Origin of the sequence: Paenibacillus sp. S-38 (assembly GCF_049942825.1) — a bacterium.
In the GTDB taxonomy this organism is placed as follows: Bacteria; Bacillota; Bacilli; order Paenibacillales; family NBRC-103111; genus Paenibacillus_G.
Genome location: NZ_CP187970.1, coordinates 3,950,497 through 3,969,648, shown reverse-complemented (window position 1 = coordinate 3,969,648; position 19,152 = coordinate 3,950,497). Strand labels below are relative to the sequence as shown.

Sequence of the window (19,152 nt, the reverse complement as noted above, 5' to 3'; positions counted from 1 at the left end):
GCTGGGAATAGGGGTTGGGCCCTTTTGGCATGCATGCCTGCATCCAGAGAATAAGATAAAACAAAAACAGGGACGTTCGCCCCTGTTTTTGTTTGTAGAAAAAAATATGGAGTGCCTTCAGCTCGTGTTATTGAATTCGTGTGTTACTGAATTTGCCTATTATTGAAATTCGATATAATCCACATAGGCATCCCAAGTGCCGTTATCGGTGGTAAGGGTCAGCTTCACCTCTTGATTTCCAGTGGCATGGGGGATATCGGACAAGGTCTGAACAATCGGCGCCGTTCCGGTAAAATAAAAGGAACCGACGGCCGTGCCTCCGATGAGAAGGTCCACTCTCGCGGCTGCGGAGCCGTTCGAGGCACCCCGTACTGAAATGCTGTGGGTGGAGTTGGCAAAATACTGTGTTGAGGCAGCATAATCCCCATTGGCGTAAAGAACGACTCCCGAAAAAGGAGAACTGACCTTACCGGAATAGCTGCCGCCCAGGGTCATCGCCTCCGCTTCAACCCTTGTTCCGGCGGTATTGGGAGTAAACTGCCAGTAATCCATATTGAATAAATTGCCGGTCCCGGATCCGGTAAAAACAAAGAAGACCTTGTGAACACCCGCTGCGCCGCTCACGCCCGTTTCGATCTCCTTCCAGACCTGCGCTCCGCCGGTTGGACTGACGTTCAGCGTGCCGACCAGCGGCCCGGCTGCGCTGTCCAGACGTACTTCGATCTTGCCGCCTGCCGTAGAGGCTACATTAGCCTTCACCGTCTTGGCGCCTCCGGTGCCAAAGTCAGCGTTGCCGACAGCGATCCAGTCTCCATTATGGATATTCGTTACATTGAGATTCGCAACGGGGCCTCCGGCTGCTTGACTTTTTTCGGTTGTCACGCCGGCCTGCCACCCGATCGTTTCCGCTTCGACCCGGGTATACGGATTCAGGTTGGCGGTTTGGGGAACGCCCGCCATATTGCCCTGGACCTCCTGGATCGTTCCGTCCGCATTATGCACAAGCTTATTGATATGAGGAGAACGGTAGCCTTTTCCTTCTCCGAGCTGTGCCTTGCTGACCGTTTGGGCATGGTAGACAACGTACCACTGATTGTTGAAGTTGAACACCGCATGATGGTTGTTTCCGCCAACGCCGAAGAAGGTATATGGATTTTTCAGAAAATGCCCCTTGTAAGTAAACGGCCCCATAGGACTATTGCTCACCATGTAGCCGATCTCGCCTGCCGGATAATCGGCCGGGTGGGTACCGGAGAAGTTGATGCAGTACGAATAATAATATTTGCCGTTGTACTTATGAATTCCGGAATCTTCGAACATGTAAGGGGCATCGATGGTTACCGCACTTCCGGCAACACTGGTCATATCCGCTCCCAGTTTTAACACCCGGGCCGTTCTGGGATTGGCGACGGAGGCCGGGTCCGAGGTATTGGGGATACCCCCGCCGCTGTACAGATATCCTGTACCGTCATCATCCACCAGTACGGCCGGGTCAAAAAGCCAGGTAACGCCGGACATGCCCGGTGTACTAGAAGTGACCAGAGCTTTACCGAGCGGGTCGGTCCAAGGGCCGATCGGTGAGTCCGCAGTCAGCACGCCGATGCCGGATGCGCCATTAGCGAAATACAGGAAGAATTTATCCTTCCCGTTGATCGTTTTGTATGCCGCTGACGGTGCCCAGGAGAGGGAGGCCCACTTGGCAATACCGCTTCCGTTATTCGCATTGTTATACCCTGCGACTGGAATGGCTCCGTGATCGGTCCAGTTCACCATATCGGCGGAAGAGATGACCTGAATTTTATTCAGCGGGCTAAAATCATTCTCTTTGACCGTTCCGTCACCGTTGTATACATACGCGTCGCTGGACATATAAACGTAGACTCTGCCTTTATAGGTCAGGGCGAACGGATCGGCCCCCAATTTATGGTCCATCAGGGGATTGGAGTTACCTGGAATCTTAGCGAGAGGGCTGTTCGCAGCATGAACAGACAATCCCGGCAGCCCACTCAACAGTAAGGTGAGAACGAATACAAAAACGGTCAGTTTCCTGATCATAAACCTATTACCTCCATGTTCAGATAGTTACTTCGGAAAAGCCTCATCTTGGTTAACCTGTATCACCTCCTTTCAACAAGTACGGCGGCTTGCGGCCAATCTGAAACCGCTATCATCTTCACGAGCCGCAAATGCATCCGAATCGCTGCGGATGCTGAATTCTAACGCAACGAATCATATCACATTCCCTGCCGATGTACAGTTATTTTGAAATTATAGTAAAGAATGGGTAAGGAAATAAAGAAATGTGTATTGTCTTCCCCTCCGTAAGCTTGGATAATGAAAATGAAAAAGAACGGGCTGATGGCAGCGTACACACAAGGGGAAATGAGGTCATATCATTTGCAGATGCCAGCAAGGAGCATCGGTCATTATATACTTACCGCCATACTGTCCGTACTGATCCTATCTTCATGCGATGGCGGCAGCGGCGCGGAGACCAGCCCTATGTACAGGGCGGAGCCTGAAGGCGTGGAATCAGCAGCCCGAACCCAACCAGCGGTTGAAATCTCCTTTGTCGGAGCCGAGACGGACGGCTTGGAGGAGCTGCTCCGTCAACTGCCGGGCGAGACGCTGGGAGATAACCGGTGGACCCGGATCTATGAGCAGGAGCTCGGGATTAAAGTAAAGTACGATTGGACAGCCAAGGGGGACCTGTACCAAAAGAAGCTCGGCGTAGCAGTGGCGTCCGGGAATATTCCGGAGGTGGTCAAGGTGGATGCGCAGCAGCTCAGGCTGCTTACGAACAAGGGTTTAATCCAAGAGCTGTCCCAGGTGTATGAGCAATATGCTTCTCCGCTGACCAAAGACATCCTGAGCCAGGAGGGGACCGGCCCCTTCGATGCGGCAACGATCGATGGCAGATTAATGGCGATACCGGAGACGAACTCCTCGATCGACCGGGCCCAGCTGATCTGGATTCGCACGGATTGGCTGAACAGGCTTGGGCTGCAGCCGCCGCAAACGATCGATGATGTACTCGCTATTTCTAAAGCGTTTACAAATGAAGATCCCGACCGGAACGGCCGGCCGGATACCTTCGGACTTGCGGTAACCCAGAATCTATGGGACCCCGCAATGGGAGTCACAGGCTTCATGGCCGGCTATGGAGCGTTTCCGAATCTGTGGGTGACGAATTCATTCGGGGAGCTTGAATACGGGGGCATTCAGCCCGAGGTGAAAACCGCACTTCAGGAGCTTCAGAAGATGTACCGGAGCGGGCAAATCGACAGCGAATTTGGGATTAAGGACAGTACCAAAGTGGGGAAGCAGATCGCAGCCGGTAAGATCGGCATGCTGTATGGGGAGCAGTGGAGCTCGTTTGCCGTGCAGGGGAGCCGAGGTCACGACCCATCCGCAGAGTGGCAGGCGTTTCCCCTCGTGTCGGGGTCCGGAGAGCCGCCCCAAGTTCCACTCCGCTTCAGCACATGGCAGTTCTATGCGGTAAGGAAAGACGTGGCGCACCCCGAAGCCGTCGTCCGGATGTTCAATCTTCACTTGGAGAAGAATTGGGGACCATCGGCAGCGTACGAATCCTACTATATCTCTCCTCTTCCCGTATGGCAGCTGTCTCCGGTCACTCCCTATCCGGCCAGGAAAAACCTTGAAGCCTTTCAGCAGTTGGACAAGGCGCGCCGCACAGGAGACTTTTCCTTCCTGAAAGATGAAGCCAGGGCGATCAAGAAACGTCTGGACGCCTACGCATCCGGAGGCCCGGATAAGGAGTCCGGCTGGGGATGGGAGAAGATCTATGGTCCGAACGGTGCATATGGGATCATTGACCGGTATGAGCAGAATCACCAGCTTCGGCCGGATGGGTTTAATGGAGCCCTGACGGATACGATGATGGACAGGCAGCCGATCCTGAATGAGCTGCAGGATGAAGCTTTTATCCGAATCATTCTCGGCAGGCCGGTAGAAGAGTTTGACCGATTCGTGGAAGAATGGCGCCGCTTGGGCGGAGACCGGATGACCGAGGAGGTGAACCGGTGGCGTGCGGAGAAGGACAGAGAGCGCAAGGAAACGGACTAGGCCGCCGGCAGTCGCGCATCATGATATTATACCATCCTAACCGGTTACGGAGGCGTTTTGTTGATACCTATTCACTCAAGAACTCTGCGCAGCTCTATCTTTGCCCGGCTGCTCTTCACCTATGTCATCGTGATCGCGCCCATTCTTGCGCTGGGAGGATATCTTTACCAGTGGAGCTATACGAACGCCAGTGAAGAGTTATCCAGAACCTCCATCACACGGCTTTCCCACTATTTGCAGGATCTGAACCGCGAGATCAGCTGGATGGAGCTCCAGCAGTTCGATATCCTGGAAGATCCGGACCTCAATAAGCTTACGGTCACCTGGGAGAGAATGGATCCTGTGGAACGGAGGGACAGCCTGAATGATCTTCTGCAGCGGCTGACCTCCGTTAAGAATACCAGTGCTTATATCAAAGATATTAGCGTGCATATTCCATCCGTGGAGAAAACCGTCTCTGCCGTTCATGCGGTGGATGAGCTGGATCAGGAGCGATTCGGCTGGTTTCGTTCACTTCCAGGCAGAAACGAAAGCCGGCTGATCTGGTGGAAGGATTCCCTCCATCTCTGTGCGTTGAAGCAAAGAGGGAAGAAGGGCGAGGAGCCCTTGTTCGCGGTACAGATCGAATTGGATATGGAGAAGCTGAGAGAGTCCTTGCTTCAAATGAACATCAACCCGGAAAGCGGTACGTTTCTCGTCTCGGACAGAGCCCGATTCACCGTAACGAGCGGTCAGGAGGCCGCTCCTGTGGTCCAAAGCTATCTTCGGGAGGCAGGGGCAGCAAGCTCCGATACGTTGTATGTTCATTCCGAAGGCATGAAGTATCACATTGACCGTGTCTATTCGGATGCATTGGGATTGTCCGCGGCGGCCTATTTGCCGGAAGAAGCCCTCAGCAGACCGCTCAGCAGGTTCTATACTTGGGCGTGGCTGTTCGCCTTCACCTCTTTGGTGGCGGTCGCCATCTATTCCTTTTCCACCTACAGGTTTGTACATAAGCCCCTGCTGATTCTCTTGAAAAGCTTCAAACGAATGGAAGAAGGTGCCCTCGATATGCAGATTGAACACGAACCGAAGGATGAATTCGGATATCTGTATCACCGGTTCAACCAGATGCTGTTGAAGCTGCAGGCACTGATTGATCAGGATTATAAGCAGAAGCTGATGATGCAGAAGGCGGAGCTGAAGCAATTGCAATCCCAGATCAATCCGCATTTTCTCTACAATGGCTTTTTCATTCTCAACTCGCTCTCCCGAACCGGAGATATCGAGAGAATCGAACAATTCACCCATATGCTTGGGGAGTATTTCCGTTTCATTACCCGCAATGGGGAAGACCACGTATCGCTCTTGGAAGAGATCAGTCATTCCCGGATGTACACGGATATTCAGCAGTTTCGATTCAGCCGGCGCATCCGTGTACAGTTCGATGAGCTGCCGGTAGCCATGGAGCAGATCCGTGTCCCAAGGCTGATCCTGCAGCCGCTCATTGAAAATGCCTATGAGCACAGCCTGGAGGAAATGGATGAGGAAGGGTTCCTGCACGTTGGCTTTGAGTCGTATGGGAACGAGGCGAGAATCATCGTAGAAGATAACGGAGACCGCATAACTCCTGCAGAGATCGAGGCCTTGAAGCATCGTCTGGATCATACGTCAGAGAGCGAGATGACGGGGATGATCAATATTCACCGGAGGATTCACTTAACTTACGGAGAAGGCAGCGGCCTCTTCCTGTCACGGAACGGCATGAAGGGCTTGCGGGTCGAGATTCGGATCCTTCTCGGAGAGGAGGACCTGTATGTACCGGCTGCTGATTGTGGATGATGAAGAAATCATCACCGATGGACTCTACGAGGTGTTCCGCCAGCTCATACCGGATCACCTGGATGTTTGTAAAGCCTATTCGGCCAAAGAAGCACTTCATTGGCTGTCGCGCACCCGTATCGATATGGTATTGACGGACATTCGTATGCCCGGAATGACGGGCCTCGAATTATCCAAGTCTATCCAATCGTATTGGCCAAGGTGCAGGATCATCTTCCTTACCGGTTACAGTGATTTCGACTATGCCTACCAGGCAATTCAAATACCCCACGTCCGGTATTTGCTCAAGACGGAAGGTTATGACAAAGTGACCCAAACCGTTCAAGAGGTCATGCTGGAATTGGAACAAAGCAGCCAAATGAATGCCTTAGTCGAGCGCTCGCGCGATCAGCAGGATTCGTTTGAATTCATGGCGCAGGGAGGCTATGTCCGCCACCTGCTGCAGGAAAGCCATCTTATTGCCAAGCATCCGGAGGTGCTTGCCGGCCATTTCGACACATTTCACATCCCGCTGGATCCGAAGCTTCCCGTTGTGATGGCCCTTGGCCGCTTCGCGTATCCCGAAGGGAGCACGTATGCCCTAAGAAGCGGAATGATGGCTTCCGCCAGAATCATCTGGAGCTCCTTCCTGTCCGAGCATGTGCGCAGCATCGGAATACTGGACAAGCACGAGGATATGCTGTGGTTCATTCAGATGTCCGAGAGAAAGGAAGAGAAGTTCGGAGCGCACTTGATCCGTTACTTGGAGGGCACCCTCGAACTGATCCAGGAAGCCTGTGAGTCCTCCCTCGGGATCACGATATCCTTCACCCTAAGCGGTGCCTCCTGTGAATGGGAAGCCGTCACAGAGCAGTATGAACGACTCCGCCAGCTGCAGCAGATGAGGATCGGTGACGGGGCGGCCATGATCTTAACGGACCGGCGGGATCAGGTGGATCCCGTTCCGATCAAAGAGGGGACGCGAACCGGTCTTCAGGCGGAGCTTCTGGAATCCCACCTGGAAGCCGGCAGAGCGGAGGACTTCTTCCACTGCCTGGAGGAAGTGACAAGGGGCATGCTGCAGAAGAAGGGGGATGTACAAAAAACGATTGAAGCTTATTATTCGATCGCCCTCGTTCTGCTCTCCTGCATCAACCGCTGGAGGCTGCACGGTCAAATCGGCGATTACAGCAGGCTGATGCGTCTCGACGAGCACCCCTCCATGAAGGAGGGTTTTGACTATTTGCACAGCCTTGCCTGCCGTATATTCAACGTGAGGCAAATGGATGAAAGGGACCGCACGACCCATATCATCGACAGAATCTGCGGCTTTATTGCCGGGCACTTGCACGAAGATCTGTCCTTGGTCCGGCTGGCGGAAATCCATTTCTTCAACCCGTCTTACTTATCCAGGCTGTTCAAACAGGAGACAGGGATGAATCTGTCCGATTATATCGAGCAATGCCGAATCCGAAAGGCCAAGGAGCTTCTGGGGGATGGAGACCGCAAAATACGCGAAGTGGGCGTATCGGTCGGGTATGAGGCGGCGCATTCCTTTTCCCGCTTCTTCAAAAAGGCGACGGGCATGACCCCGCAGGAATACCGCGAAGCCCTGATAACCCAATAAAAGAAGAGGCAGGTGAAATGGATGTTTAAGGTTCTGGTGGTGGACGACGAACCGTTGATGCTCGAGGGCTGGAGAACCATGGTGGATTGGCAGGGCTGCGGCTACGAGCTTTGCGGAACCGCGACGGACGGGGAAGAAGCCCTGGCATCGATCCGGGCCGATGAACCGGATCTTGTCTTAACTGACGTCCGGATGCCGGTTCTCGACGGGCTCGGGTTGATCCGGGCCATGAGAGAGGAGCTGCGTGTCAGTATCCTAACGGTCATTGTGAGCGCCTACTCGGAATTCAACTACGCCCAGCAGGCCGTGCGCTACCAGGTGGACCGTTATGTGCTGAAACCGCTCGTACCGGAAGAAATTCACAGGCTGCTGCTGGAGCTGAAGGGGATGCTGGAGAAGCGACTACTCGAGAAAGAAAAGTCGCTGAGGGAGCAAACTGCTGCCGCGGCTGCATCGGTAGTCAGCCTGCTGAAACAGGGGGGGCCGACGGCAGCCGGGGCAGCAGCCCGGCTGCTCGGTGTCCGGGAAGAGACGCGCTGCGGTCTGGTGATCGCTGAAGCTTCGCAGGCAGATTCCGAGCGGGGGTATAACGGAAAGTCGCTGCTCCCCCGGGTACAGACCATGGCCGAGGCCGAAGTTTCAGACGGGCTGCAGCTCTTGGCATTCGAAGAAGCGCCGGGCCGCGCCGGCCTGCTTGTCTTGGATGACGGATCAAGCGGAGAGGCGTTCCAATCCCGGCTGACCGGGACGGCTGCCGTGCTGGCGGAGCAGCTTGAGCATGCTGCGGTTTACTGCAGCATGGCGGCGGCCGGACTTGCCGGCCTGCCGGAGCTGTACAGCCAGACGATGGTCACCCGCCGGCGGTCCATGCTCTGCGGCCTCAGAGCGGGTTTGCACCTATACCAGGAGCACCCGGCTGCCTCCGCCTTCCGTCTGGAGGATCTGACGAGATGTGCAGAGATCCTTCTGCATGCCGTAGACTCGGGGGACCTGGAAGGGGTCAGCTGCGCCGCAGACAGCCTGCTTCTTTTATTGGGGAGATCCGCAGCGCAGGAATGCTGGGTTCAGGCAGCGGTCAGACATCTGCACGGGGAGCTGCTCCGCCGGTATGCCGGATCCAGTGAGGCAGCCGCAGAGGGAGACGGCTGGCTGCGGCGGATGCTGGCCGGACCGGATGGCGACGCGGATGCTTGGTCCGCCGAGAGTCTGAAGCGGCTGTGGACCGAGACGGCCGGGCGGCTCGCAGGGAAGCAAGCGCCTTCCTTGGCCAGCCACAGCATAGCAGCAGAGGCGGTCGCCTACCTGAAGCGGCATTACCGCGAGAAAATCCAACTTCAGGATCTGGCCCGGCGCTTTCATCTCAGTCCCGTCTACTTCGGACAGCAGTTCAAACGGGAAACCGGTATGCGCTTCAACGAATTCCTCCATCGGCTGCGGATCGACGAAGCCCTCAAGCTGCTTCGCCTAACCGAACTGCGTGTCTCCGAAATCGCCCCCATGCTGGGCTACCACGATGCCGAGTACTTCACCCACAAATTTAAAGCGCTTACAGGTAAATCTCCGTCTCATTACAAATCACAATGCAGGGAGGATCGATATGCGGAATCCAAGCCGGATGTTCCATAAAGTCAACGACATCCCTCTCAAGTATAAATTTCTGCTGATCTACTTGTTCTGCGTGCTTATCCCGATCATTACGCTCAATCTCTTCTTCTATCAGCGCAATACCTCCGATATTCGGATCCGTGAGGAAGACAATCTCCGCAAGTCGATCGAAAGGGCTGCGGGGGAGCTGCTCGGCATGATGGATGAAAGCGTGGCACTCAGCCATTCGATCGCTAGCGACAACTCCATATACGAGGCACTCGATCGAACGTATGATACGGCGGTCGATTACTATGAAGAATATAACAGCTCCCTGCGGGGCAAGCTGACCCGCTATCAGTCCGCTTATCCCAATATTCTTGAAATCGGCATCTATGCGGATAACCCGACGATACAGACCGGTACGAACTACCATGTCATCGGTGCCGGGAGCGAGAATACCCCTTGGCTGGAGCGGCTGATGAACACAGATCGAAGCATCTCCTTCACGGCTTATCACGACAACCGCATCTTCAACCCCGGCAGGCGCATCAGCATCGTTTCCCGGATGAACAAGTTCCCCTCCTATGCGAAGTATGCCAAATATTTGAAGATCGACCTTAACGTGGACAAAGTGGACCGCATTCTGAATCGGGAGAGCGGAAGCCTTCAGCTTCAGCTTGTCGATGAACAGAACCGGGTGGTGGCCGCCAGCGCAGGCTTCGGGGCGCCGGGGGTGCAGATCCCCGCCCATCCGTCATTCCAGCCCGCTGACACGGGGTCCGGGTTAGTGATGGAGCAGCCCATAGCGAGCTTGAACTATGTGAAGGGGTGGAAGCTGGTCGGCTTCGCCGATACCCGGCGCATCGATGCGCTGCTGGCGGCCGCCCACCGCTCCATCTATTGGCTGGCCGCCGCAAGCACGGTGCTGCCCACGCTCCTGATCTGGATTATTCTCCGCTCCTATCATTACCGGGTCAAAAAGCTGTCCAAGCACATCGGAAGGGTACGCAACGAGAACTTCGACCTGATCGACATCCCGGAGGGACGCGATGAGATCGGCGCTCTCATCCGGAGCTTCAACGTCATGACCTGCAAAATCAACTCGCTCATCAACGAAGTATACAAGCTGGAAATCCGGCAGAAAAGTCATGAACTCGAACGGGTACGAACGGAACTGTCCATGCTGCAAAGCCAAATGAACCCCCATTTTCTGCTCAATACGCTGAACGCTTTGCTGGTCGTCTGCACGAAAAAAGGATATACCGACGTGGCTGAGATCATGAAGAACTTGTCCCTGCTCATGAGGCAGCTGCTCACCCGTGCGGACGACCTCGTTCCGCTGCAGGAAGAAATTCAGTTTACGACGATGTACCTGCAGATCGAGAAATTCCGCTTCGGCGAACTGTTCGATTACACCTTCGACATCGACCCGCGGGCGCTCACGCTGCGCATCCCGCGAATGAGCATTCAACCGCTCGTGGAGAATGCCTGCAAGCATGGGCTTCAGGCCCGAAAGGACAATCGTCAAATCAGGGTCGCAGCGAGGCTGACGGAGCGGGCGCTGGAAATCCGGGTCGTTGACAACGGGGTCGGCATGGAGGAAGCGAAGCTCAGAAGGCTGATGGAGGACATACGGTCCGACCGAAGGAAGGACGGCCATATCGGAATACGCAATGTATACCGGCGGCTGGGGCTGTTCTATCACGATCAGGCCTGCTTTCGGATGGTAAGCGATCCGGATACGGGAACGGAGGCGGGCTTTCATATTCCCCTCTCCAGGCTGAATGAGAAGGTATGGATGAAGGAGGCGTGAACGTGTATAAAGTGCTGCTGGTGGATGATGAGCCGTACGCCCTCGAGGGGCTTAGGATCATGGTGGAATGGGAGAAGCATGGCTTTCATATTGACGCCGTATACGGCAATGGGGTGGAGGCTCTTCATCATATCCTTAGAGATCCGCCCCAACTGGTCGTCACCGACATCCGCATGCCGGTGATGAACGGGATGGAGCTTATGGAAGAAACACGCCGGGAGGGCCTCAACTCCACCCTGTTCGTAATCATGAGCGGGCACAGCGATTTCGACTATGCGAGACGGGCAATGCGTTACGGCGTTTCGCATTACTTGACGAAGCCGCTTATCCCCTCGGAAGTGGAAGAGGTTCTGGCGCAGCTTGGTGCGGAGCTGCGTGAGAGGGAGAAGCAAAAGCACGTCAGAGTCCAGGCCGAAGGTTATGCGGTCAGCCGCTCGCTCTCGGTGCTGCTCTTCGGAAGCGAGCCGGCGGGGCGGCAGGAAGCGGCACGGACGCTGGCGAAGCTTGCGGGCCGAGCGTCCGAGTGGACTTATCTGCATGTCGAGACGGAGGAAGAAAGCTCGGGTAGAGCCCGGGAGGCCGCGAAGCGCCTTGCGGAGAGCACGGCCTGCTGCTGCCTGGTCGACTCGAACAGGGGCGCCTTCGGGCTCGTTTACGGTTCGCATGAACCCGGCGGCGTTCGGGCTTTCGCAGAGCGGCTGCATGAGATTGTGCAGTGCCCCTCATCCGGCGGGAGGGCAGGGGTGGCCGCAGGCTGCAGCGCAGGTCACCCCAACGACCTGCCGGCCTCTTTCAGCAGCGCGCTTGAGGCCGCACGGTTTTTGTACTACAGCCCTGCCGGTATCGTTCATTATGCCGACATTCAGGGCAGGACCCTCTCTTCCGACCCGGAGGTCCTGAAAGCGACGGATCCCATCATGGATGCAGTGGAGGGGGGGCACCCGGAGACCCTAGCCGCTGCGGTCAGGGAAGCTTTCCGCACGTTCCAAGAGCAGATGATCCTGCCTGAGCTCGTAGGCATGGTTACAACACAGGTGGTGCTTCGCTGCGCCATGCTCTATAAGGAGCTCGGCGGCAATGCCGATGAACTTCTTCATTCATCGGGCTTTGGAGCCTCGATGCGGTACGGCAGTCACATAGAGGAGTCGGCCCGCAGGCTGACCCGGTTCTGCCTGAACTGCCAATCGGCCGCATCCACGCTGTGGGAGAGGCAGACGGGGAGCACCCAGGCTCAGGTAGCCGACTTCCTGCGGAGCCATTACAGGAAGACGTTCACGATCAAAGAACTCGCAGACCGCTTCTACATCAACCCTGTCTACTTGGGCCAGTCGTTCTCCCGGAAGTACGGGGTGGGCATTTTGGATTATATTCATGACCTTCGCATCGAGGAAGCCCGGCGGCTGCTCAGAGAGACAAATGTGGCCTCGTATGTTATCGCTGAATCCCTTGGCTACTGCGGCTATCAGCATTTTCTCAAGCAGTTCGAGAAACGGCTTGGGATGAAGCCCGCCCATTACAGGCTTTTGTTTCGCAGAGAGGAACAGCTTCCTTCGGAGCCCTCCCCGCAGCATCTATAGTTAAGGGGGCATAGTGCTTTAATCTATTTATTTTGTAAACGAATACATTCCCACATAATAAAGGAGAAGCCAACACAATCCCGAAGGAGGAGAAAGGCATGGGGGGAGCAAGGAACTTGAGCGGCCGGATATCGCTTGTTCTGGCACTCAGTCTGGGGCTTGCCGGCTGTTCGGACAGCGGCAGCGACAACATCGCAGCAACAGATGGTACGAATGCGCTTAGCATTTCCGCTTTCATCAATACGCCGAATCAGGCGCCGACGGCGGACAACCGGATCTACAAAAAAATCGAGCAGGAGCTCGGAGTCAAGCTGAACATGGAATTCATCGTCGGGGACCTGCAGCAAAAGCTCGGTGTCATGATCGCGGGGGGCGACTACCCGGATCTCATTACGGCTGATCCCAAGCTCGTTTCGGCGGGTGCGGTCATTCCGCTGGAAGAACTGATCGACCAGCATGCGCCCAATCTCAAAAAGCACTTTGCCAAGGTTTGGAACAAAATGAAGGACTCCAAAGACGGGCATATCTATTGGCTGCCGAACTATGGAGTGATCACCGGGGAGTATCTTGCGAATTATTATTCCGGCCCGGCGTTCTGGATCCAAAAAGATATTCTAAAGGAAGCGGGCTACCCCACACCGAAGACCCTGGACGATTACATGAAGCTGATCCGTGATTATGCGAAGAAGCATCCGGCCATCGACGGCCAACCGACGATCGGGTTCACCACCCTCGCCTATGACTGGAGAACCTTTCCGCTGCTGAATGCGCCCGAGCATCTGACGGGACATCCGAACGACGGCGGCGTAGTCGTGGATAACGCCGTTGCGTCCGTCTTCGCTGACAAAGATATCGCCAAGCGGTATTACAAGGAGCTGAACGGCCTGTATAACGAAGGCCTGCTGGATAAGGAGGCTTTCGTCCAGAACTACGACCAGTATCTGGCGAAGCTGTCATCCGGACGCGTGCTCGGCATGTTCGACCAGCATTGGAACTTCCAGCCGGCGGAAGATACGCTGGTCTCGCAGAATAAGATCGGCAGAACCTATGTCGGGTTCCCGCTGGTCTATGACACAAGCATCAAGGATTACTATCTCGAACGCCCGGCGCCCAACCTAAACAACGGCTTCGGCATCAGCAAGGACGCCAAAGACCCCGTACGCATCATCAAATTCCTCGACGCGCTGATGGATGAGAAATACCAGAAGCTGCTCTCATGGGGGGAAGAGGGCGTCGACTACATGGTCGGCAAGGACGGGAAGTTCTACCGTACGCCGGAGCAGCGCAAGCAGCAGGAGGACCCGGCCTGGAAGCTTGCCAACCGTGCCGACGGGTTCTTCGGGGCCGCACCGAAGATGGAAGGCACCTTCAGCGACGGGAATGCGACAAGTGCGGGCAGCCAGCCGGAGGAGTTCTACCAATCCTTGAAGCCGGAGGATAAGGAGCTGCTCGATGCTTACGGGCACAAGACCTGGACGGACTTCTTCTCCCCGCCGCCTGAGAATCCGGTCTATTACCCGGCCTGGCAGATTGATCTGATCGACGGCTCCGATGCCTCGGTCGCCAATAAGCAGATGACCGATGCTTCGCTCAAATATTTGCCGAAGGCCATCATGTCCAGAACGGACCAATTCGACTCCGTATGGACCGAGTACGTCAATGCCTACAAGAAAATCAACGTGAAGGCTTACGAGGACCGCATCAACGAGCAGATTCAGTGGAGGATCAAGAACTGGTCTTCCAAGTAAACGGACGGCTTCGATCGAACGGTGGATAGCACCGGCATCCCTTCCTGTGCTTTCCGCCGCATTCGTCGAAAGCTCCATCCGCTAGAGAGACAGGAGGAGAGAACGATGGCGGGCATTCAAGAGATCGTGCCATCCAAGAAATCCGCAGCGGGCGCCGCCTCCCGGAGAGCGTCCTTGCTTTATCGTATGCGCGGGCAGAAGCAGCTGATGTGGATGTCGCTGCCCATCGTGGCTTATGTCATTTTATTCTCTTACTACCCCATATGGGGATGGACCATGGCCTTTCAGAACTACCGCCCGGCGAAGTCCTTCTCGGAGCAGGAATGGGTGGGCTTCAAGCATTTTGCCTTTCTGTTCAGCGACGCTACGTTCCTGAACGTGCTGCGTAATACGATCGCCATGAGCCTGATCAACATGGTTCTCGGTTTCGTTACGGCGATCGTGTTCGCCATCCTGCTTAATGAGATCAAACACAAGCTGTACAAGCGAACGATTCAGACCATATCGTACCTGCCGCACTTCCTGTCCTGGATTATTGTTACGGGCATTGTGGCCAACTCGCTGTCTGTGGACGGCGGCATTGTCAATGTGCTGCTCATGAAGCTCGGATGGATCGACGGACCGGTCATGTGGCTCAGCGAGCCCAGCTATTTTTGGGGTATCGTTGGCGCTTCCCATGTATGGAAGGAAGTCGGCTGGAATGCGATCATCTACCTGGCCGCCATTACTTCGATCGATCCGGCACAATATGAAGCGGCGGAGATCGACGGGGCGAACCGGTATCAGAAAATGCTGTATGTGACGCTGCCGGGCATCAAGTCGATCGTTGTCATTCTGCTCATTATGAATATGGGCTGGATCCTGGAAGCGGGCTTCGAGGTGCAGTACCTCTTGGGCAACGGCGTCGTTGTCGATTGGGCGCAGACGATCGACATCTTCGTGCTGAAGTACGGCCTGCAGGTCGGCAATTATTCGCTGGCTACCGCGGCAGGCATATTCAAGACGGTGGTCAGTATTTCTCTCATCTTTGCCGCCAATACGATCGCCAAGCGGCTCGGCGAAGACAGACTGATCTGAGGAGGACAATTCGATGAGAACCCGGTCGATCCGGATGGAGCCGCTGTTCTTTCATACGTTCAACGCGGTGGTCATGATCGTGATGGCGGTCGTTACGCTGTATCCGTTTCTGAATACGCTCGCGATTTCATTCAACGCCGGCAATGATACGATCCGTGGGGGAATCTATCTATGGCCCCGCGTCTGGACGGTTCAGAACTACGAGGCGGTTTTCGCGGGCGGTAATATCTTTCACGCCTTCTGGGTGTCCATCGCCCGCACGTTGATCGCCACCGTACTGAGCCTGTTCCTGACTTCCATGATTGCCTATACGATCAGCCGCAAGGAATATGTATTCCGCAAGCCGGTTACGATCATCATCGTGCTCACCATGTATTTCAATGCTGGACTGATTCCCTATTACTTCCTGATCAAAGACCTGCACCTGCTCAATCACTTTATGGTGTACATCATTCCCGGCCTGATCAGCGCATTCAATATGATCGTGATCCGAACGTATATCCAGACGCTGCCGGAAGGCCTGGTGGAATCCGCCAAGATGGATGGGGCGGGGGATTTCCGCACGTTCCTGTCGATCATTCTACCGCTCTGCCAGCCGGTGCTTGCGACCGTGGCATTGTTTGTGGCCGTCGGCCAGTGGAACTCGTGGTTCGATACGTTCCTCTTCGCCTCCTCCAAGCAGAATCTGAGCACGCTGCAGTATGAGCTCATGAAGCTGCTGTCTTCTTCCATGATCTCGAACAGCAGTGCGGCGGTCGCAAACGGGGCGGACCCGGGTGCCGCGCGCAATATGGTGACCCCTATGTCCATCCGGGCATCGATCACGATCGTGGCTTCCCTGCCGATTCTCGTAGTCTATCCTTTCCTGCAAAAGTACTTCGTACACGGGATGCAGATGGGCAGTGTAAAGGAATAGCGGTGTGACAGGTTTGTTGGAAGAAAAATACGCTTTGGAAGGTGTGTGATTTATTCTATGAATGTCAGACTCATCAGTAAGCGCTCCTTCTCCCTGATGCTGTCTGCCGTCCTTCTCGGTACGGCCGTCTTGTCTCTTGCGGCGATGCCGAAGCGGGCGCAGGCAGAGCCGGACTCCCAGGGCTTGTACGGCTCGCAGGCCGCGATCCAAGAAGATATTCCATCGCTGAAGGATGTATTCAGGGATGACTTCATGCTCGGATCCGCCTTTCTTGTATCTGAGATCGCCGACCCTAACGGGCCCGACGCCAAGCTGCTCAAGAAGCATTTTAACAGCCTGACGGCAGGCAATGAGCTGAAGTGGGACGCCACCGAGCCCCAGGACGGAACGTTTGACTTTACGCGTGCGGACCAAGCATTCCGGTTCGCTGTCGACCATGGGATGGCTTTCCGGGGACACACGCTGGTGTGGCACAGCCAGACACCGGATTGGGTGTTTCGCGGGGCGGACGGGAACCTGGCCAGCAAGGAAGTTCTCCTGCAGCGGATGAAACGGCACATCGAGACGGTGGTCGGGCGGTACAAGGGCCGTATTTATGCCTGGGACGTGGTGAACGAAGTCATTGATCCTTCGCAGCCGCAGGGTCTGCGGAACAGCTTATGGTACCAGATCGCAGGCGAGGAGTACATCGAGAAGGCATTCCAATATGCCCATGCCGCCGACCCGTCCGCCAAGCTGTTCATCAACGACTACAATACGCATGATCCGGTGAAGCGGCAGTATCTGCATGATTTGATCAAGCGGCTGAAGGAGAAAGGGGTTCCCGTTGACGGCGTGGGCCACCAGATGCACAACAGCATTCAGAATCCTTTCCCCCAGCAGATTGATGCGACGATCAGCGCCTTCAGGGATCTCGGCATCGAGCAGCAGATTACCGAGCTTGATATGAGCAGCTATGCCAATGACACGGATTCTTGGGAGACGTTCCCGCTGGATCTGCAGATCAGGCAGGCCCATCAATACAAGGATACCTTCGATGTGTTCAAGAAGCATAAAGACCAAATTACCGCCGTGATCTTCTGGGGCAAAGATGACGGGAATACATGGCTCCGCACATTCCCGACCGTGCGCAAGAACTGGCCGCTGCTCTTCGATGAGAACCTGCAGGCGAAATATGCGTATTGGGCTCTCGTCGACCCGGGCAAGGTGCCGGTTGAGATCAAGCATACCTCAGCCTCCAGGGCCGCCGGCTTGATAACCATTGACGGCAGGCTGGAGGATGCTTGGGTACGCGGTACCTCCGTACCTGTCCGGAAGAACGGCGAGATCAAAGCTGTTTTTACATCGCTGTGGGATCAGCGGCATCTGTATGTGACCATCGATGTATTCGATACGACGGTGAACGGCAATGATGCGGTAGAGGTATACATGGACCGTAATAATGGCAAAACGCCTGCTTACGAAGGGGACGATAAGAAGTACACATTCCGGCGCAGCGGGGCTAATCCGCACAAGCCGGCGAATTACAAGACGATCCGGACCGAAGAAGGGTACCGCATCGAAGCCTCGATCCCCATAGAGAACGCAGTGCTGGGCCAAGAGCTCGGGTTCGATATACGGATTGCCGACCGTTCCGGTAAGGACGTAGTGCTGAGCTCGTGGAGCGATACCACCGGATCGCAGGATACCGACACCTCCAAGTTCGGGGTCCTGAAGCTGAACGAAGGGCCGCGCTATGTATCGGCTAAGCAGGGAACGCCGGTTATTGACGGAAGGATCGATGCGGCCTGGAATGGGGCGGACCCCGCCCGGACCGATCGCTATGTCATCGGTTCGGCGGGATCGACAGCCAAGGTCCGGACCCTCTGGGACAATGAGCGCTTGTATGTATTGGCCGAGGTGAAGGATACGCTGCTGTCCAAACAAAGCGGCAATGCCTACGAGCAGGATTCCATTGAGATTTTCGTAGATTCGAACAATGCGAAGACGGACTTCTTTGAACCGGATGACGGGCAGTACCGGATCAACTTCGACAATGAACGTTCAGTCAACCCAGCTTCGCTGAGCGGAAACCTGGTCTCCGCAGCCAAACGGACGGAAGACGGCTATGTCGTCGAAGCTTCCATCGCATGGACCGGAGCTCCGCCGAAAGCAAACGAGCTCATCGGCTTCGATGTCCAGGTCAACAATGATGAAGACGGCGACGGGGACCGCGACAGCGTCACGATCTGGAACGATACCTCCGGCCAGTCCTATCAGAATACATCCGGTTACGGGCTGCTGAAGCTCGGTGATCGGTAGAAGAGCGAGATAAACGGCTTCGCCGTCCTTTAAAGGACGATGCGCGTGTATAAGAAATACATGAAGACAGGATCAGGCTCTGGTGAGATATAAATGCTAGTATTTCAAAAAACGGGTAACGGGCACATCAGTCCGTTGCCCGTTTTTTTGGGGACAGGGAACCCGAAAACTTGACAGTACTAGTCGAACTTTTGCAACGATTCGAATAAACGTCTTAAGTTCTTCAATAAGCCGTTTTTTTCCTCCAGGGTCCAATCGGCCAAACCTTCACGCATAATGCGCTCGCGGGTGAGGCTGATCATCGTATTGATTTCCTCCCCGTATCTCGTCAATTCTGACATACGAATACGGGAATCTGAACTTGATGGATACGTATGAACCAACCCGGCGGTCTCCAGCTTATCGATTTGCCGGCTAACGCTCGAATAGTTTTTCCCCATCATGGCAGCCAAATCACCAACACTCGTCGGTTGGAGATGCCCGATGCCAACTAAGACGCGAAAGGCTGCCGCCTCCAAATTAACGCCAGCATTGGCAATCATTTTCCTATCACGGTCTGGACGATTGATAAGAGAAACCAGATCGATCAGCGCTTTAAAAATCTCATTTTCCATTTC

12 protein-coding genes are annotated in these 19,152 nt (G+C 55.2%); 10 read left to right on the top strand and 2 right to left on the bottom strand.

All coding sequences use genetic code 11. The features are described from left to right. Nucleotides 1-159 precede the first annotated feature (159 nt). The gene (locus ACP26L_RS18050) at nucleotides 160-2,055 is read right to left on the bottom strand and encodes a carbohydrate-binding protein (protein ID WP_426454602.1); all 1,896 of its coding nucleotides are present in this window, start codon (nucleotides 2,053-2,055) and stop codon (nucleotides 160-162) included. Between the two features lie 447 nt (nucleotides 2,056-2,502). Here ACP26L_RS18050 and ACP26L_RS18045 point away from each other — a divergent pair, with 447 nt between their 5' ends. The 10 genes from ACP26L_RS18045 to ACP26L_RS18000 all read left to right on the top strand — a co-directional run bounded on the left by ACP26L_RS18045 (nucleotide 2,503) and on the right by ACP26L_RS18000 (nucleotide 18,535). After that, a complete protein-coding gene (locus ACP26L_RS18045; protein WP_426454600.1) occupies nucleotides 2,503-4,086 on the top strand; it encodes an extracellular solute-binding protein in 1,584 nt (527 codons plus the stop codon). A 60-nt stretch (nucleotides 4,087-4,146) separates the two neighbouring features. Further along, on the top strand, nucleotides 4,147-5,910 hold the full coding sequence (locus ACP26L_RS18040) for a sensor histidine kinase (protein ID WP_426454598.1): 1,764 nt from the start codon (nucleotides 4,147-4,149) through the stop codon (nucleotides 5,908-5,910). Next, nucleotides 5,885-7,516: a response regulator transcription factor gene (locus ACP26L_RS18035; protein ID WP_426454596.1), complete on the top strand. Its 1,632-nt coding sequence runs from the start codon at nucleotides 5,885-5,887 to the stop codon at nucleotides 7,514-7,516. Before ACP26L_RS18040 ends, ACP26L_RS18035 begins: the two co-directional genes overlap by 26 nt. A gap of 21 nt (nucleotides 7,517-7,537) precedes the next feature. Then, on the top strand, nucleotides 7,538-9,142 hold the full coding sequence (locus ACP26L_RS18030; RefSeq protein ID WP_426454595.1) for a response regulator transcription factor: 1,605 nt from the start codon (nucleotides 7,538-7,540) through the stop codon (nucleotides 9,140-9,142). Beyond that, nucleotides 9,114-10,916: a cache domain-containing sensor histidine kinase gene (locus tag ACP26L_RS18025; protein ID WP_426454593.1), complete on the top strand. Its 1,803-nt coding sequence runs from the start codon at nucleotides 9,114-9,116 to the stop codon at nucleotides 10,914-10,916. The genes ACP26L_RS18030 and ACP26L_RS18025 overlap by 29 nt, the downstream gene beginning before the upstream one ends. Nucleotides 10,917-10,918: 2 nt before the next feature. Further along, entirely contained in the window at nucleotides 10,919-12,493 is a 1,575-nt protein-coding gene (locus ACP26L_RS18020; RefSeq protein WP_426454591.1) for a response regulator transcription factor, read from the top strand. A gap of 98 nt (nucleotides 12,494-12,591) precedes the next feature. Next, on the top strand, nucleotides 12,592-14,241 hold the full coding sequence (locus tag ACP26L_RS18015; RefSeq protein ID WP_426454589.1) for an ABC transporter substrate-binding protein: 1,650 nt from the start codon (nucleotides 12,592-12,594) through the stop codon (nucleotides 14,239-14,241). A 105-nt stretch (nucleotides 14,242-14,346) separates the two neighbouring features. Next, complete coding sequence (locus ACP26L_RS18010) at nucleotides 14,347-15,318, top strand: ABC transporter permease (protein WP_426454588.1); 972 nt, start codon at nucleotides 14,347-14,349, stop codon at nucleotides 15,316-15,318. 13 nt (nucleotides 15,319-15,331) lie between these two features. Beyond that, on the top strand, nucleotides 15,332-16,234 hold the full coding sequence (locus ACP26L_RS18005) for a carbohydrate ABC transporter permease (protein ID WP_426454586.1): 903 nt from the start codon (nucleotides 15,332-15,334) through the stop codon (nucleotides 16,232-16,234). 57 nt (nucleotides 16,235-16,291) lie between these two features. Next, nucleotides 16,292-18,535: an endo-1,4-beta-xylanase gene (locus ACP26L_RS18000; protein WP_426454584.1), complete on the top strand. Its 2,244-nt coding sequence runs from the start codon at nucleotides 16,292-16,294 to the stop codon at nucleotides 18,533-18,535. A gap of 179 nt (nucleotides 18,536-18,714) precedes the next feature. On the opposite strand, the gene ACP26L_RS17995 is transcribed toward ACP26L_RS18000, so the two are convergent. Continuing rightward, nucleotides 18,715-19,149 (bottom strand): MarR family winged helix-turn-helix transcriptional regulator, encoded by a 435-nt coding sequence (locus ACP26L_RS17995; RefSeq protein ID WP_426454582.1) that lies wholly within the window; start codon nucleotides 19,147-19,149, stop codon nucleotides 18,715-18,717. Between the last annotated feature and the right edge of the window lie 3 nt (nucleotides 19,150-19,152).

Bases quoted from the DNA above. Each gene is read 5' to 3' on its own strand.
- ACP26L_RS18050 (WP_426454602.1), bottom strand. From the start codon at position 2,055: ATGATCAGGAAACTGACCGTTTTTGTATTCGTTCTCACCTTACTGTTG.
- ACP26L_RS18045 (WP_426454600.1), top strand. From the start codon at position 2,503: ATGTACAGGGCGGAGCCTGAAGGCGTGGAATCAGCAGCCCGAACCCAA.
- ACP26L_RS18000 (WP_426454584.1), top strand. From the start codon at position 16,292: ATGAATGTCAGACTCATCAGTAAGCGCTCCTTCTCCCTGATGCTGTCT.
- ACP26L_RS18025 (WP_426454593.1), top strand. From the start codon at position 9,114: ATGCGGAATCCAAGCCGGATGTTCCATAAAGTCAACGACATCCCTCTC.
- ACP26L_RS18035 (WP_426454596.1), top strand. From the start codon at position 5,885: ATGTACCGGCTGCTGATTGTGGATGATGAAGAAATCATCACCGATGGA.
- ACP26L_RS18030 (WP_426454595.1), top strand. From the start codon at position 7,538: ATGTTTAAGGTTCTGGTGGTGGACGACGAACCGTTGATGCTCGAGGGC.
- ACP26L_RS17995 (WP_426454582.1), bottom strand. From the start codon at position 19,149: ATGGAAAATGAGATTTTTAAAGCGCTGATCGATCTGGTTTCTCTTATC.
- ACP26L_RS18010 (WP_426454588.1), top strand. From the start codon at position 14,347: ATGGCGGGCATTCAAGAGATCGTGCCATCCAAGAAATCCGCAGCGGGC.
- ACP26L_RS18015 (WP_426454589.1), top strand. From the start codon at position 12,592: ATGGGGGGAGCAAGGAACTTGAGCGGCCGGATATCGCTTGTTCTGGCA.
- ACP26L_RS18005 (WP_426454586.1), top strand. From the start codon at position 15,332: ATGAGAACCCGGTCGATCCGGATGGAGCCGCTGTTCTTTCATACGTTC.